The sequence below is a fragment of the Pseudomonas sp. AKS31 genome (assembly GCF_023634765.1).
Lineage (GTDB): Bacteria > Pseudomonadota > Gammaproteobacteria > Pseudomonadales > Pseudomonadaceae > Aquipseudomonas.
The window spans coordinates 359,284-376,543 of record NZ_JAMLFX010000003.1 but is presented as its reverse complement, the minus strand read 5'-3'; the positions used below and the strand labels follow the sequence as shown (position 1 = coordinate 376,543).

At 55.1% G+C, this 17,260-nt stretch carries 11 protein-coding genes; 7 read left to right on the top strand and 4 right to left on the bottom strand.

Annotation, left to right across the window (positions count from 1 at the left end; genetic code table 11):
- Positions 1–217: 217 nt before the first annotated feature.
- Both M9827_RS12675 and M9827_RS12670 read right to left on the bottom strand, forming a co-directional pair.
- Positions 218–2,194 (bottom strand): methyl-accepting chemotaxis protein, encoded by a 1,977-nt coding sequence (locus M9827_RS12675; protein ID WP_250605693.1) that lies wholly within the window; start codon positions 2,192–2,194, stop codon positions 218–220.
- Positions 2,195–2,378: 184 nt separating this feature from the next.
- The gene (locus tag M9827_RS12670) at positions 2,379–3,299 is read right to left on the bottom strand and encodes a LysR substrate-binding domain-containing protein (protein ID WP_250605692.1); all 921 of its coding nucleotides are present in this window, start codon (positions 3,297–3,299) and stop codon (positions 2,379–2,381) included.
- A 158-nt stretch (positions 3,300–3,457) separates the two neighbouring features.
- Between M9827_RS12670 and M9827_RS12665 the strand changes: the two genes are divergently transcribed.
- Positions 3,458–4,852, top strand: a complete 1,395-nt coding sequence (locus tag M9827_RS12665) for a NorM family multidrug efflux MATE transporter (protein ID WP_250605691.1) — start codon at positions 3,458–3,460, stop codon at positions 4,850–4,852.
- 141 nt (positions 4,853–4,993) lie between these two features.
- Here M9827_RS12665 and M9827_RS12660 read toward each other — a convergent pair whose 3' ends face one another.
- On the bottom strand, positions 4,994–6,667 hold the full coding sequence (locus M9827_RS12660) for a putative bifunctional diguanylate cyclase/phosphodiesterase (RefSeq protein WP_250605690.1): 1,674 nt from the start codon (positions 6,665–6,667) through the stop codon (positions 4,994–4,996).
- 262 nt (positions 6,668–6,929) lie between these two features.
- On the opposite strand from M9827_RS12660, the gene rep reads away from it, so the two are divergent.
- Together rep and M9827_RS12650 are read left to right on the top strand one after the other, a co-directional pair.
- A complete protein-coding gene (gene rep, locus M9827_RS12655) occupies positions 6,930–8,939 on the top strand; it encodes a DNA helicase Rep (protein ID WP_123454601.1) in 2,010 nt (669 codons plus the stop codon).
- Positions 8,940–8,996: 57 nt separating this feature from the next.
- Entirely contained in the window at positions 8,997–9,569 is a 573-nt protein-coding gene (locus M9827_RS12650; protein WP_122842209.1) for a xanthine phosphoribosyltransferase, read from the top strand.
- A gap of 138 nt (positions 9,570–9,707) precedes the next feature.
- On the opposite strand, the gene M9827_RS12645 is transcribed toward M9827_RS12650, so the two are convergent.
- The gene (locus M9827_RS12645; RefSeq protein ID WP_250605689.1) at positions 9,708–11,630 is read right to left on the bottom strand and encodes an acetyl-CoA hydrolase/transferase C-terminal domain-containing protein; all 1,923 of its coding nucleotides are present in this window, start codon (positions 11,628–11,630) and stop codon (positions 9,708–9,710) included.
- A 584-nt stretch (positions 11,631–12,214) separates the two neighbouring features.
- On the opposite strand from M9827_RS12645, the gene M9827_RS12640 reads away from it, so the two are divergent.
- From M9827_RS12640 to M9827_RS12625, 4 genes are read left to right on the top strand one after another with little or no spacing between them, the layout of a single operon-like run.
- On the top strand, positions 12,215–14,770 hold the full coding sequence (locus M9827_RS12640) for a DUF4135 domain-containing protein (RefSeq protein WP_250605688.1): 2,556 nt from the start codon (positions 12,215–12,217) through the stop codon (positions 14,768–14,770).
- A complete protein-coding gene (locus tag M9827_RS12635) occupies positions 14,767–15,645 on the top strand; it encodes an ABC transporter ATP-binding protein (RefSeq protein WP_250605687.1) in 879 nt (292 codons plus the stop codon). The genes M9827_RS12640 and M9827_RS12635 overlap by 4 nt, the downstream gene beginning before the upstream one ends.
- The gene (locus tag M9827_RS12630) at positions 15,646–16,533 is read left to right on the top strand and encodes a 6TM ABC transporter family protein (RefSeq protein WP_250605686.1); all 888 of its coding nucleotides are present in this window, start codon (positions 15,646–15,648) and stop codon (positions 16,531–16,533) included. It begins immediately after the preceding gene.
- Positions 16,526–17,245: an AAA family ATPase gene (locus tag M9827_RS12625; protein WP_250605685.1), complete on the top strand. Its 720-nt coding sequence runs from the start codon at positions 16,526–16,528 to the stop codon at positions 17,243–17,245. The genes M9827_RS12630 and M9827_RS12625 overlap by 8 nt, the downstream gene beginning before the upstream one ends.
- The last annotated feature ends 15 nt before the right edge of the window (positions 17,246–17,260 follow it).

Sequence of the window (17,260 nt, the reverse complement as noted above, 5' to 3'; positions counted from 1 at the left end):
CAGCAGCCTTTATTGGAGTTGTGCCATTTTTATAGCGCTGCGGAAACGTTTCAGCAAGTGTATTAGATTGATCGATGGCATGTCCTGCCGGAGATCTTCATTGATGCATTCGCGAGCAGGCTCGCTCACACAGGGAATCCGGGTCTTCACAAAATCTGTGATTTGCACCGGAATCTGTAGGAGCGCGCCTGCTCGCGAAAGCTATATCAAGGCTGTATCAACGGAAGCGATCAACCTCGGAACGCAGATCCGCCGCCAGCTTCTCCAGTTCTTTAGCCGTAACAGCCAGGTTCGACACAACCTCACGCTGCTCACTGTTGGCCAACGCAATGCTCTGCAAATTGCTGCTCAACAACGTCGCGGTGCTGCTCTGCTCCTGAGTCGCCGTGGTAATCGCAGCAAACTGCTGCCCCGCCGAACGGCTCTGCTCATCAATGCGCGCGAGTGCCGAAGCGACATTGGCGTTGCGCGACAAGCCTTCCTGCATCAGCACATTGCCCTGTTCCATGGTGCTGATCGCGTTGCCGGTCTCCTGCTGGATGCTGTGGATCATGCTGGAAATTTCGTCGGTCGCCTGGCGGGTACGCGAGGCCAGGCTGCGCACCTCATCGGCCACTACGGCAAAGCCACGCCCCTGCTCACCGGCACGGGCGGCTTCGATCGCAGCGTTAAGTGCCAGAAGGTTGGTCTGCTCGGCAATCGAGGTAATCACACCCACGATGCCGCCGATTTCCTGCGAGCGCTGACCGAGGGTGTTGATCACAGTGGCGGTGCTGTTCAAGGCACCAGCGATTTGCTCCAGCGAGGACGACGCTTCTTCCATCGAGCTGCGGCCAATCTGGGTTTGCTGGGCATTTTCCTGCGCCAGACGCTGGGTTGCGCCCATGTTGTCGGCAATGTTCAGCGAGGTCGCGCTGAACTCTTCCACCGCGCCGGCCATGCTGGTGATTTCACCGGACTGTTGCTCCATGCCTTCGTAGGCACCGCCGGACAAACCGGACAGGGCCTGGGCACGGCTGTTGACCTCTGCCGAGGAGCGGCGGATGTGCTCGACCATGGTCGACAGCGCCTGGCTCATCTGGTTGAACGCACGGGACAGCTGACCGATTTCGTCGTTGCTCGACACATTCAACCGAACGCTCAGATCACCGGCGCCCAAGGCCTCGGCCTGACGCACCAGATCGCCCAGAGGCGCCAGTTTGCTGCGCAGCAGCCAGACCACCGATCCGACCGCCAGCAGCATCGCCAACAGACTGCCAATGGCCAGTTGCGTACCGACGCTCCAGGTCACCGCACGGATCTCGGCTTTCGGCATGCTCGCCACCACCGACCATGGCCCGCCATCGAACGGCACGGCAATGCTGTAGAAATCTTCCGAGGTGTCGCTCCAGAACTCACCCTTGCCCGGTTTCGCCGCCAAACCTTTGATCACCGGAACGGCTTGATCCAGCGCCTGCACCCCCGCCGGCGCAACCAACCATTTGTTTTGCTCGTCGAGCAACGCCAGCGAACCGCTCTGGCCGATGCGGAAGCGCTTGAGGTTGTCGAACTGGATGTTCTGCGCGTCGGTGTAATCGAAACCGACGAACAGCACCGCAATCACCTTGCCGCTGCCATCGCGCACCGGGGTGTATTGGGTCATGTAGGAGCGATCGAACAGCAAGGCGCGACCGACGTAGCCCTGCCCCGCCATCAACTTCGCGTAGGCCGGGTGCGCATGATCGAGCAAGGTGCCGATGGCGCGCGTGCCATCCTGCTTGGTCAGCGAGGTACTGACCCGGACAAAGTCTTCGCCGCTGCGCACAAACAACGTGGCGACGCCCGCAGTCATCTGCTTGAACTCGTCGACTTCCTTAAAGTTGTTGTTCAGCACTTCGCTGCCCAGGTGCAGGCCTGGAGTCTGGGTGCCGGCGACTGTCACCGGCTCATCCGGATAAATGCTCAGGCCCGCGCTGAAGCGCTTCTCGAACAACCCGCTCAGGCGCTGGGTGCTTTCACGCAACGTGCCGTGAAACGTGCTCAGTTGGTCGGCCAGCAGCCGCGCCTCACTGGCCAGATGCTCTTCACGGGTGGCGAGGTTGGCGGAGTCCAGCGAACGCAAGGCGAACACCGTACTGCCACTGATAACTATCGCCAGTATTACAGCGAGCGCGAGGCCCAGCTGCGAGGCGATCCGAGCGCGAGGTTGAGACATGGACAGCTCCTGGCCGAGCCACGGGATCCTCCTTGATCTCGACTCGGAAATTTTTCTGGTTGTGGGGGTGAATCGTGGGTACCGGCACGACGGTTCCACAAGCACGTATTCGGCGGTGGATCCAAATACTTGAGCGGAAAACAAGGTTATGGCACAAGGCCGGCATTGTGGCGGCTCGAACGTTTCAGCTCAAGCGCGCAACCGCCGGCAGTTCCATGGCGCGGACCTCGCTTTGCAGAAAGTCGCTGAGACGGCGCAAACGTTCGCCTCCCGGGCGGGTCTTTGGCCACACGAGGTAGTAATTCAAGCCGCTGGCGACCGCGGTTGGCCACGGCAGGCTCAGCCTTCCTTGCGCCACATCTTCGGCGACCATCAACAGATCGCCCATCGACACACCGTAACCGCGCGCCGCCGCGATCATGCCCAGTTCGAGGGTATCGAACACCTGCCCACCCTTGAGTGACACCTGATCAGACAACCCCATGTGTTCCAGCCAACTGCGCCAATCGCGACGATCGGGGGTCGGGTGGAGTAATTCGGTGCAGGCCAGTCGAGCCACATCCCACGGCTGATCATTCAGCAGGTTGGGCGCCCCCACCGGAATCAACTCTTCAGGAAAGAGCAGGCTGGCCTCCCAGTCCGGCGGAAAATGCCCGTCACTCAACAGCACCGCGCAGTCGAACGGCTCATCGTTGAAGTCCACCGAATCGACGTCCATCCAGGCGCTGGTCAGTTGCACTTCGTTGCCCGGCTGCAAATGACGGAAGCGGCTAAGCCGCGCCAACAGCCAGCGCATGGTCAAGGTCGATGGGGCCTTCATGCGCAAGATGTCGTCCTCGGCACGCAAGGTATTGCAAGCCCGCTCCAGCGCACTGAAGCCTTCGCGGATGCCGGGCAGCAGTAACCGCGCAGCTTCAGTCAGTTGCAGATTGCGCCCGCTGCGATGAAACAGCCGACAGGCGAAGTGATCTTCGAGGGTACGAATATGCCGACTCACCGCACTCTGAGTGATCGACAGTTCCTCGGCAGCACGGGTGAACGAACTGTGTCGCGCCGCCGCTTCAAATGCGCGCAGGGCATACAAGGGAGGAAGACGACGAGACATGCAGAAAGCTCCTGTAGCGGGATGCAGCCGGCCCCAAAGATTTTACTCAAGATGAGTTTTAGTCATGCCACCCATCCTTTTTATCCCTTTGTGCAAAGCCTGCCAAGCGCCGAGAATCGACGCTCTTCTGTTCCCTCTTAAATTGAGTGGTGATGACCATGCAGCATCCTGTGCGTACCGAACTCTGGGCCATCCTGCGGCTGGCAGGGCCGTTGATTGCTTCACAGTTGGCGCACATGTTGATGGTGCTGACCGACACCCTGATGATGGCGCGCCTGAGTCCCGAAGCGCTCGCAGGTGGCGGACTGGGAGCAGCAACCTATTCGTTCGTATCGATTTTCTGCATCGGCGTGATTGCGGCGGTCGGCACGCTGGTGGCGATTCGCAAGGGCGCCGGCGACATCATCGGTGCTGCGCGCCTGACCCAGGCCGGGTTGTGGCTGGCGTGGCTGATGGCGCTGGGCGCCGGGTTGCTGTTGTGGAACCTGAAACCGGTGTTGCTCCTGTTCGGTCAGACCGAAACCAACGTCAACGCGGCCGGGCAATTCCTGATCGCCCTGCCCTTCGCCCTGCCTGGCTACCTCAGTTTCATGGCCCTGCGCGGTTTCACCAGTGCAATCGGCCGGGCGACGCCGGTGATGGTCATCAGCCTCGCCGGCACGGTGGCCAATTTCCTGCTCAATTACGCGCTGATCACTGGCATGTTCGGTCTGCCGAAAATGGGCCTGACGGGCATCGGCCTGGTCACGGCGATTGTCGCCAACTGTATGGCGTTGGCGCTGGCCTGGCACATCCGTCGGCATCCGGCTTATGACGCTTATCCATTGCGCGCAGGTTTATCGCGGCCGAATCGGCAATATCTCAAAGAGTTGTGGCGGCTCGGCCTGCCAATCGGTGGCACCTACGCGGTAGAAGTCGGTTTGTTCGCCTTTGCGGCGCTGTGCATGGGCACCATGGGCAGCACGCAGTTGGGCGCGCACCAGATTGCTCTGCAAATCGTCTCGGTGGCGTTCATGGTGCCGGCGGGGATGTCATACGCGATCACCATGCGCGTCGGCCAGCATTACGGCGCCGGGCAATTGAGCGATGCGCGGATGTCCGGGCGGGTCGGGATCGTCTTTGGCGCGGTGGTGATGCTGGGTTTCGCCATGGTGTTCTGGTTGCTGCCGAATCAGTTGGTCGGGTTGTTCCTCGATCACAATGATCCGGCATTTGCCGAGGTGATTCGTCTGGCGGTGAGCCTGCTGGCGGTGGCAGCATGGTTCGAGCTGTTCGACGGCACGCAGACGATTGCCATGGGCTGCATTCGTGGGCTCAAGGATGCGAAAACCACGTTTCTGGTCGGGCTCGGCTGTTACTGGCTGATCGGCGCGCCGGCGGCATGGTGGATGGCGTTCCATTTGAACTGGGGGCCGACAGGCGTCTGGTGGGGATTGGCGCTGGGCCTGGCGTGTGCGGCGGTGAGTTTGACGCTGGCATTCGAGTGGAAGATGAAGCGGATGATTCGGCTGGAGCCGCAATCTCGGGGCTTCAACATCCCTCAGCCTGAATGAGATTGCCCTTGTGGGAGCGAGCCGGCTCCGGGCGGCGTTCCGACGAATGAGATCGATCAGTCAAATCATCTTTGCCTGACACACCGCTTTCGCGAGCAGGCTCGCTACCACAGGGGTTTACGCCTAACCCGGAGATTGTGTTCAGCTGACGATTTCGAGGGCTGGCTGTTGGCTTGAGCCGAAGGTGAGATATTCAACCAGCTCCGCCAACGGCAGTGGCCGGCTGATCAGATAGCCCTGCACCTGATCGCAGCCAAACCCGCGCAGCAGCTCCAGTTGCTCCGGGGTTTCCACCCCTTCCGCTACCACTTCCAGATGCAGGTTGTGCGCAAGATTGATCATCGCGTGCACCAGTTTGCGGTTCTCTTCGCGCTGCTCCATGCCGCCGACAAAGCTCTTGTCGATCTTCAGCAAGGTGATCGGCAGGCTGTTGAGGTGCACGAACGACGAGAACCCGGTGCCAAAGTCATCCAGCGAAAAGCGCACACCGAGACGCCCCAGAGCATCCATGGTCTGTTTGACCAGATCGCTGCGGCGCATCACCGCGGTTTCGGTCAGTTCGAACTCCAGCCATTGCGCTTCAACACCACGTTCGGCGATCAAGCGGCTGAGCGTCGGCAACAACTGACTGTCCTGAAACTGGCGGAACGACAGGTTGATCGCCATGTGCAGCGCCGGCAGCCCGCGCTCGCGCAACGCCTGCATGTCGCGCAAGGCTCGGGAAATCACCCAGTAACCCAGCGGCACGATCAAACCGCTCTGCTCGGCCAAAGGCACAAATTCACTCGGCGGCAGCAGACCGCGCTCGCCATGGCGCCAGCGCACCAAGGCTTCGAGGCCGACAATCTGGCCGTCCGCAAGATTCAGGCGTGGCTGGTAATGCAGCTCGAGCTCATCGCGACGCAACGCCCGACGCAGCTCGCTTTCGAGGTCGGCCATGCTTCGAGCATTGCGATTGATGCGTTCGTTGAAGATATGGAAGGTGCAGCCCTGGGTGCTCTTGGCCTGCTGCATGGCGATGTGGGCGTGCCACATCAGCGGATCGGCGCCGCCCTGCGCGCGGGCATGGGCGATGCCGAGACTGGAGCCGATCAGCAGGCTTTCGCCATCGACCCAATACGGTTCGGCGAGTGCTTCGGTGATGCGTTCGGCCATCCACTCGGCGCGCTGCGGTGCACGGCGGGTGTCGATCAGCAGGGCAAACTCGTCGCTGCCCAGCCGCGCCAGTTGATCACCTGCCTCCAGCTGACTTTTCAGCCGCGCGACAACCTGCAGGATCAAGCGATCGCCCGCCTGATGGCCAAGCGCGTCGTTGGCGTGGCGGAAGTTGTCGAGATCGAGATGCCCGAGGGCCAGGCCGCGACCGTCGTTTTCCGCGAGGCGCGCAGCGAGCAAGGTCTGAAAACCCTGGCGATTGGCGATGCCGGTCAGCGGATCCTGTTCGGCGAGGCGTTGCAGGGTGTTTTCGAGAACGCCGCGTTCGCGCACATGGCGCAGGCAACGCCGGAGCATGCCGGCGTCGAGGGCGTCGAACACCAGCCAGTCACTGACGCCAACCGGCGCGGTGTCCGGTTCATGTTCCAGCAGCAAGACCGTCGGCAGGCTGCAACGGCCCGGTGCCGGTTGCAATGCCGGAATGGTCAACAACACCGCGTGGCGGTTGTCTTCGAACAAACTGCTGACCGACTCCCAGCTCGGCGCGCTGATCAGCACCGCCGCGCTCCCCATCGGAGCCAGACACTCGCGCAATAACGCTGTCCACGCCGGCTCTTCGGCCAGTAGCAGCAAACGCAAGGGTTCGACAGGCGTAGACAAGCTAGCTCCCTAGACTCTGCAATGATGTGGGCGGGGCATTATGCCGTTGCGCCGTTCAATGACCAAATGACAACGGTTATCAAAACGTTATTTTGTGTCACGAATGAGTACATTAGCCGCAAAATCACCGCGCATCCTCCGCGAAAGTAACAAAAGCGGCAAATTTGAATCGCGTGGTACGTCACAAGTCGGAGAGAGCAGCACAAATCTCTGAGCCTGTTAAAATGCCGGCCCATTTCGTCAACGACTCCCGAATTTTCGTATGTCCCGACTCAATCCCCGGCAGCAAGAAGCCGTGAACTACGTCGGCGGCCCTCTATTGGTGCTCGCCGGTGCTGGCTCCGGCAAGACCAGCGTGATCACCCGCAAAATCGCGCACTTGATCCAGAACTGCGGCATCCGTGCCCAGTACATCGTCGCCATGACCTTTACCAACAAGGCCGCGCGCGAGATGAAAGAGCGGGTCGGCACCCTGCTGCGCGCTGGCGAAGGTCGCGGCCTGACCGTCTGCACGTTCCACAACCTCGGTCTGAACATCATCCGCAAGGAACACGTGCGGTTGGGCTACAAACCCGGTTTCTCGATCTTCGACGAGACCGACGTCAAAGCCCTGATGACCGACATCATGCAGAAGGAATACGCAGGCGACGACGGCGTCGACGAGATCAAGAACATGATCGGCGCCTGGAAAAACGACCTGATCCTGCCGGCCCAGGCCCTGGAAAACGCGCGCAATCCCAAAGAACAGACCGCTGCCATCGTCTACACCCACTATCAGCGCACGCTCAAGGCGTTCAACGCGGTGGACTTCGACGACCTGATCCTGCTGCCGGTAAAACTCTTCGAAGAGCACGCCGACATCCTCGAAAAGTGGCAGAACAAGGTGCGTTACCTGCTCGTCGACGAATACCAGGACACCAACGCCAGCCAATACCTGCTGGTAAAAATGCTCATCGGCAAGCGCAACCAGTTCACCGTGGTCGGCGACGACGACCAGTCGATCTACGCCTGGCGCGGCGCGCGGCCGGAAAACCTGATGCTGCTCAAGGACGACTATCCGTCCCTGAAAGTGGTGATGCTCGAGCAGAACTACCGCTCCACCAGCCGCATCCTGCGCTGCGCCAACGTGCTGATCTCGAACAACCCGCACGAATTCGAAAAACAGCTGTGGAGTGAGATGGGCCACGGTGACGAGATCCGTGTGATCCGCTGCCGCAACGAGGACGCCGAAGCCGAGCGCGTGGCCATGGAAATCCTCAGCCTGCACTTGCGCACCGACCGTCCGTACAGCGATTTCGCGATCCTCTATCGCGGTAACTACCAGGCCAAGCTGATCGAATTGAAACTGCAGCACCACCAGGTGCCGTACCGTCTGAGCGGCGGCAACAGCTTCTTCGGCCGCCAGGAAGTGAAAGACCTGATGGCCTACTTCCGCCTGATCGTGAACCCGGATGACGACAACGCTTTCCTGCGGGTAATTAACGTGCCGCGCCGGGAAATCGGCTCGACCACCCTGGAAAAACTCGGCAACTACGCCACCGAACGCAAGATCTCCATGTACGCCGCCACCGACGAAATCGGTCTCGGCGAACACCTGGACAGCCGCTTCACCGATCGTCTGTCGCGCTTCAAGCGCTTCATGGACAAGGTCCGCGAGCAATGCGCCGGCGAGGATCCGATCTCGGCGCTGCGCAGCATGGTCATGGACATCGACTACGAGAACTGGCTGCGCACCAACAGCTCCAGCGACAAGGCTGCCGACTACCGGATGGGCAACGTCTGGTTCCTCATCGAGGCGTTGAAAAACACCCTCGAGAAGGACGAAGAAGGCGAGATGACCGTCGAGGACGCGATCGGCAAACTGGTCCTGCGCGACATGCTTGAGCGTCAGCAGGAAGAAGAGGATGGCGCCGAAGGCGTGCAGATGATGACCTTGCACGCCTCCAAGGGTCTGGAATTCCCCTACGTGTTCATCATGGGCATGGAAGAGGAAATCCTCCCGCACCGCTCCAGCATCGAAGCCGACACCATCGAAGAAGAACGCCGCCTGGCCTACGTGGGCATCACCCGCGCGCGCCAGACCCTGGCCTTCACCTTCGCCGCCAAGCGCAAGCAGTACGGCGAGATCATCGACTGCGCGCCGAGCCGCTTCCTCGATGAGCTGCCGCCGGACGATCTGGCCTGGGAAGGCAACGATGACACACCGACCGAAGTCAAAGCCGTGCGCGGCAACAACGCATTGGCCGATATACGCGCGATGTTAAAGCGCTAGAATTGACCCCTTTTTACTAGACCTTCGGCGCACAAAGCGCCAAATGAGGACAGCTTCATGGAAGCATTGCAGCAGAAAATCCGCGAACAAGGCATTGTGCTTTCCGACCAGGTCCTGAAGGTCGACGCCTTCCTGAACCACCAGATCGACCCGGCCCTGATGAAGCTGATCGGCGACGAATTCGCCTCGCTGTTCAAGGACTCGGGCATCACCAAGATCGTCACCATCGAAGCCTCCGGCATCGCCCCGGCGATCATGACCGGTCTGAACCTCGGCGTACCGGTGATCTTCGCCCGCAAACAACAGTCCCTGACCCTGACCGAAAACCTGCTGTCGGCGACCGTTTACTCGTTCACCAAGAAGACCGAGAGCACCGTGGCCATCTCCCCGCGTCACCTGACCAGCAGCGACCGCGTGCTGATCATCGACGACTTCCTGGCCAACGGTAAGGCCTCGCAAGCGCTGATCTCGATCATCAAGCAGGCCGGCGCCACCGTTGCCGGTCTGGGCATCGTCATCGAGAAGTCGTTCCAGGGCGGCCGTGCCGAACTGGATTCGCAGGGCTACCGCGTTGAGTCGCTGGCTCGCGTGAAATCGCTGAAGGATGGCGTCGTTACCTTCATCGAATAACAGCTGAAAGCCGCAAGCACATTGCAATACCTGTGGGAGCTGGCTTGCCAGCGATGGGGCACTATCCTTCAACATCCAAGTTGACTGATACACCGCCATCGCGGGCAAGCCCGCTCCCACAGGTTTTTTTGTCGTTTTTTATTGCGCAGTGACCTTCAGGCCAGTGAGCAGCAGGCGCTGGAACAAATCTTCCTTCAGGCCTTCCGGGTTGGTCAGTTGCATCCGCTCCAGATGCTCGGGATACAGCGATGCCTCCGGTGCATCCAGCGCAGCCTTGCCCAGTTCCAGAATCTCGGTCAGCTTGAACTTACTCTTCAGCCAGTTCAGCGCGCGCAGCAAATCCCGTTCGATCGCGGTGAAATCACAGCCCAGCGGATATTCCGGAAACAGGTTCGGATGCCGGGCGGCAATCGCTTGCAGACGCTGCGGTGTGTTGTCGGCAAAACGTGGGTCGAGGCGGAAATCCTTGGGCAGTTTGCCGACTTTTTGCGCTTGTTCGATCAGGCCCTGCTGGAAACGGGAATCGCTGATGTTCAGCAGCGACTCGATCACCACCGCATCGGACTTGCCACGCAAATCGGCGATGCCGTACTCGGTGACCACAATGTCACGCAAATGCCGTGGGATCGTGCAGTGGCCGTATTCCCAAACGATGTTGGAACTGACATCCCCGCCGGACTCACGCCAACTGCGCAGAATCAGAATCGACCTCGCATCGTGCAGCGCATGCCCCTGGGCCACGAAGTTGTACTGCCCACCGACGCCACTGAGCACCCGCCCGTCTTCCAGTTGATCCGCGACGCCCGCACCCAGCAACGTCATGGTGAACACGGTGTTGATGAACCGTGCATCAAGGCGCTGCAAGCGCTTCAATTCTTCCTGTCCGTAAAGCTCGTTGATGTAGCTGATGCGGGTCATGTTGAATTCGAGGCGTTTACTCTGCGGTAACTCGCGCAGGCGCTCGTAAAAACTGCGCGGGCCAAGGAAAAAACCGCCATGCACCGAGATACCGTCAGTCTGCGCGGCCTCATCGAGAGTGCCTGCGTTGGCCTGTTCCTGCGTCTGCACGTCGGGATAGACCTTGCGCCGGATGATGCCGGCATCCGCCAGCACCAGCAGACCGTTGACGAACATTTCGCTGCAGCCGTACAGGCCTTTGGCAAACGGCGCGGTCCCGCCTTCGCGTTCGATCAACTGCGCCCACTGACTGACGTTGATGTCATCAAGTAACGCTGTGTATCCGGCGTTATCTGCCTGACGTGCAAGCAGTGCGGCGGTCAGCGCATCGCCCATCGAGCCGATGCCGATCTGCAACGTACCGCCGTCGCGAACCAGCGTACTCGCGTGCAGGCCAATGAAATGATCTTGGAACCCCACCGGCATGTTCGGCGTGGAAAACAGCGTGCTGCTGTCCTTCGCGTCGATCAGCAGGTCGAAGGTGTCGATGTCGACTTCAGCGTCGCCGGGCATGTACGGCAGATCGGTATGCACCTGACCGACCAGCAAAATGGTTTCCCCGGCGTCGCGGCGCTTGGCGATCATCGGCAACAGGTCGAGGGTAATGTCCGGGTTGCAGCTCAGGCTCAGGCGATCCGGGTGTTCGCTGCTGCTGGCCAGCAGTTGCGCCACCAGGTTCAGCCCGGCGGCGTTGATGTCACGGGCGGCATGGCTGTAATTGCTGCTGACGTAATCCTGCTGGGCCGGCGCGCTGTTGAGCAGGCTGCCGGGCTGCATGAAAAACTGCTCGATACGGATGTTGGCGGGCAGGCTGTCACGGTGCAGGTCGGCGAGGAAATCAAATTCCGGGTAATCACCGAAGACGCGCTCGACGAAGGGTTCGATAAAGCGCTTCTGCAAACCATCGCCCAGATTCGGACGGCCAAGGCACAGGGCTGTGTAGATCGTCAGCTGCCGCTCGGGAAGGCCTTTGATCCGCCGGTACAGCGCGTTGACGAAGTGATTGGGTTTGCCCAGGCCCAGCGGCATGCCCATGTGGATATGCGCCGGCAACCGCGCCAGCACGTCGTCCACTGCTTGTTCGATCGAACACAACTGCACCATCTGAAGCCTCCTGCCCGTTCCGTGAATAGGGGTAGACCGAGCTTGCCGGGGATTTACTTCCGAGGGAAGGCAATTAATGCGAAAAAAACGTGAAGTAGGCGAGTGCAGTGCTTGGCGCAACCACACCCAGAGAACTTTCAACAATAACAACGAATTAACAACACCAAAAGAATCATCGCACAAGCCCGTGACTTCTTTCCTACATTGGCTCGAATTTAATCACGCAGAACTTCAGGAAACTTCTGAATTGAAGTTATTTGAGTCACAGCTAGCATAAAAAACGTAACACTTCATTAGCAATCAATACATTTAGGCCAAACATAAACTTATAAGGAAAAATCATGGAAATCGACTTCTTAGTAATCCGTAGTGCGAGGGCACGCATTCTAAATTCAAGCGCACCTATTTCAACGCTGGCAATTCAAGCATTCAGCAACTTAAGCGCAGCCAGCAGCGGTTCGCGCCCATGCACTAGTTGTTGCTCACAATGTTGGCAAGGATGCTGCTACGCGACTTACATGTAGTTATGAGCCAGGGGCTGGTTAATCCGTGCCGCCCCTCTCACTTACTTTAGGATTTTTACATTGAAAACGCCGATCGAGTTTTTAACTGAACCCTTGAGCTCCCACCGAAGACTGACCACAGACTGCCCGCTATGGCCATACCTGTCTTACTATATCTACCATATCGAAAATAAACTTCCAAAAGCATCCGGAAGCGCCCTGAAAACTCAATCAGTTATTATCAGCGGTTTCGCAACAAACCTGGCAGCGAGAATTACCAACGCAGCTAGTAACGTTTTAATCACCGAAAAACAAATATTTGAAAAATCCATCATCGGCAGAGAGATGGAAACCTCCTCTTACTACAAGTTAGTTAGCGAAAATAAAAGCTATCTCACCGACATCATTAAAGCTTATCCAGAGCTAGATCGAGTCCTCACCAAAATATCACAAAATCTTGTCGAATTTACATTACAGTTTTTTACTCATTTGATAGAAGACAGACAGGAGATTAACGAAGTATTCAATATTGGGTCTGACGTCAACCTCTCCGCAATTGATGTCTCGGCTAGCGAAACGCATTATGGATCCAGGACCGTTTGGAACGTTACCCAAACAAGTATTCTTCCGAATTGGACTTGGAAAGGCACCGATGGTATCGGTGTAGACTTGAGTGCGCTGGGTAGATTATCAGAGCAATATGTCAGTCTAAACCTGTATCAACACTTAGAAGACGAAACTGGTCACAGTCAATTTGGCATGGACGGAGTTAAAATATTTCCAAATCAGAATGTTTTATATCTTAACGGGAAACCGGCGCAGCCGTGGGACTACGAAAATCAAATCATTGATGGCCTAACCACTCTATTTTCTATATTGAACAATGCGCAACCGTCAATTATCGAAACAATTAAATCTTTTAGAGGCCGACAAAACAGGTATATCCCCAGACCGACCGCGACATATCACTACGCCATTCAATGTTCCCTGCATGCAACCTTAATGCGTTGCACTGACAAACGAACGGCCTTCCTGGAAAATATCCTTAATAACGACACAGCTCCCGCGATAGGCTTTCTCAACGCGGAGGTCTCAGCCTGCTTGGATCTGGACATACCTTTTGCTCGAGGACAAGCCGGTGCTCTTGAGTTCTACGAACCCGGTTACAGCGGTTCAGGGCACCTCGATAGTAAAGATTATATAAACGGAATAGACAACAGTATCCAATACATCAAAACCTTGGACAAAAACAGAATTGCATTTGAAGAGAAACTAACTTCAAACACCCTTTTAGCAATGAAAAACATGTATGAACACGGAAATAAACTCACGGACCACTCCTTCAAACAACACGACGACTTGAGAGACCCCCGTTATTCAAATACAGACGAGATCATTAACAAAATCAGGACATCATCGGAAATCAACGCATGCTTGATCAATGAACTGTTACGCACCGAAATTTCGAGTAATGGGCTCTGGCTAGGATTTCACTCATCACCAGGTGGCTATATGGAGTTCTCGGAGTTAGGAGATGACTTCTACTACGGATTGTCTGGTATTCTTTATGGCTGCGTAGTGGCGGCCAGTCATAGCAGCGCCATAGATAAAGCTCTGGTAACTGAACTACTAAATCATTGCCACAGTAGAACAGTTAAAAAACTGACAAATAAGGGCACGCACTTAGGGGGCTTTCACTTCGGTCTATCGTCCGCAATCGTTCCGCTCCTGACAGGCTTAAATTATTTCGACGATGAAAGGCAAAGCCAACTACTACAGCTGTATAAAAAATATGTTGAAGACGTACTGGGAGAACCATGGTGGCAAAAATATTTTTGGGGCTCTGACTTTCTTTCTGGAATGTTCGGCACTCTAAATGTACTCACGCTGTTATTCGATCTCACTAAAGATTTATCGTTTTCCGATTTAGCCAACTCCTTATACAAAAAAATAGAGACCGAACTCACCTTTATATCTGGAAGCAAACTACCCACATTCGACAATGCAATCACAACGAGAAGCGACGCTTTATTGAGTGGCCTGTCTCACGGAATAATGGGGTGCGCATACTCATTATTTTATTTTAATAAACTTATCGCAAAAAAAGATTCAATCCACGAATTATTCCTAGGCTTTTTGTCTTGGGAGCTTAACGAATATGATGAGTCAATTGAAAATTGGCGCGACTACAGAAAACGCTCGAAATCAAGCGCCGGTGAGTTTGCGTGGAGCCACGGTTTACCTGGTAATTATTTGGCGATCAGTTATTTCGCAAACAATGGAGTACAGCCTGCGCTAGATTTCTTGGAAAAGCACCCACCAAAAGCCGCATTCTCATATTCAAATCTCGAAAAACGAAAGAGACCCGTCAATGACTCTTTATGTCATGGCGCTTATGGGATTCTGAATATCATGAAAAAGATCTCACCGGAATCGTTGCTCGACCCACAAGTTTTTCTATGGTCGAATATCGTTAACTTAAGTGAACAAAATTCGAGAACCTTGAGAACAAAAACTGCCGATCCATTAGGATTATGGATCGGACGCGTGGGATCACTACTTGGCTCTATTGGTTTGATTGACCGTAACTACGAGTTTCCATTTCTTCCGCACCAAATGGAATTTATCAAACCATGAAAAGCAACCTAATACTTTGCTGCTTTGGCCTGGGCATCTCAGTTCTAACAAGCGCATCGCCCTACCTAATCGGCAATTCAATTAATTTTTACCTATCCCAAGACCGCTTATATTTATATGCACTCGCAGGCGCTTCGCTTCTTATCATCGCGACGCCTCCCTTGAAACTAGCAGCCAACATTTATCTACAAAGGACTGCTGCCAAGACAAGATATATCCTGAAAAGGACAATTCTAACGCACCTGAGAAGCAGGGTACCCACATATAAGGGAAACCCAGGTGAGCAGATCGAACTTATCGACGGTGATGTTGACGGCTCGATATATCTATACCATTCGGTATTCTTTGACACTTCACTCAACTTCAGCATCATAATCTTCGCGCTGATTATAACGGCTCAGTATCATCCTCTTCTGGCGCTCGCCCCCCTTAGCGGCCTGCTATATGCCTCAGCTGCATATTTTATAACCCGGAGAAAGAGCGACACCCTTTTTGAAGAATACGTCCAAGAAAACACCGTTATAATCGGGGCAATCTGTGCGCATGTATACGATGCCAAACCGTACAACGACAGAGTCAAGCTGGACATCAAAAAAATTGAGCGCCTCGCTTTTCGTTCAAACCTGAAGACATCTTTTTTCGAATCAATTTCAGGCACATGTTACTTGGTAGCGATAGTTGTCTTGTTCTTGATATCCGCTCATTTAATAAGTGAAAGCGCTCTGACAACAGGCGCTATCTTTGCCTCAGCCATCTACCTTGAGCGTGTGCTCAGCCCAACAATGTCACTTATATCCATTTACTACTCAAGCAGAGAGGCCTCTTATCGCCGTAATCGAATTCTGAGCTATAAACTACAGCACGGGGGGCGTTGAATGATGCTTATGTGCTTGCGAAAAAACGGGGCATTATTTTTGTTTTCAACAGTATGCCTGAGTTTAGCAGCTGCATGTCAGTTGCTAATACCTTCGATCGTGGCAGAGGGACTTACAGCTCTCGGTAGTGGTGCTGTCAGCAATAATCTGTATTTCCTTCTCACCGCTATTTTTTTATCCAAACTCGCGACTCAAACTCTGGGCAGCTCAATGGCGGCGCTCATGGAAGCGAAATCTCGCTTCTCACTCATCAATTTCATTGTGCATGATGAAAGACCTCTCCCGTTAAGCTCTCGCGTGACGATGATCAAAGAAGATGCCGAGAAAATTGCTTCAGTCCTTCATGACTTAATTCATCTGGCAGGATCTTGTATTTTGACATCTGCCACAGCCTATATCTTACTTCGTGAAAACGCTTACTTTCTCATCCCCTTGATATTTATTACGACATTGACTTGTGTGCAGTTGAAATTTGCAAAATTACAAATCCAGAGTCTGTATAAAGACGAAATGAGCAATGAAGACCTGTACAAGGAATCGTTAATCAGCACTTTCAGCTCACCCACAATTGATGAGCAAAGTTTTCAATCACTTATCAGCAATAGTAATGGATGTTTGAGCAACACAATACAAGCACGTTACAAATATCAAAAAGCCAACGCCATTCTGTACTTCTGGCCGGAAATGGCTATCTCGGCCGGGACAGTATCAGTCATCATTTTTAGCGCCACTGCTACGCCGGAGTTATTCGGCGAGCGTCTTATTGCTTATCTCGGTTACGTCGGAATTTTTACCATGGCCAGCACGAGTTCGATAAGACTTGGTATAACAATGATTGGAGTAAAGGTATCCGTCGGTAGAGTATTCAGGGGGCACCATTATGAATGATTTATTCATCCAGCAGATACGCCTTAAGTCAGACAGAGTTGTGGCTCATTTTCTACGCAGCCTTTTTCCGCTTCAATTCAATAACAGAATTACCGTATTTATCGGAGAAAACGGTTCTGGAAAATCCACCCTGCTTGAAGCACTTGCCATTAAATTGGGATGCAATCCAGAAGGCGGTGGGAAAAACTTCAATTTCTCGACTGAGAACACCCACTCGAAACTGCACGAAACCCTGACGCTTTCAAAAGGCTACCGAAGGGAGAAGGACGTTTTTTTCTACAGAGCAGAAACCTTCTATAACTTGAACACTGCGATCCGCAAGCTTGATGCAGAGGGGAGCTTTGATCCCGAAATAAAGACATATTACGGCGGCGTGGATATGCATTGCATGTCGCACGGTGAAGCAATGGAGGCGCTGTTTCAAAACCGATTCAAAGCCCAGGGACTGTACGTTCTCGATGAACCGGAAGCGTCGTTATCCCCATTGAGGCAATTAGTGTTTATCAACCGAATGATGGAGCTGGCACGCAAGGGCGCACAGTTCATCATCGCCACTCACTCACCTCTCATTATGTCGATCCCGGGATGCGATCTGAGACAGATATCGGAAGGGCGCTCCGAACCAATAACTCCGGCAGATACTGATGCTTATGCTGTGTACAAAGCCGTACTTAATTCTTCCGGTGCCTTTATCGCGAAAAGCATGCAGTGATGCTGCAGACACAAA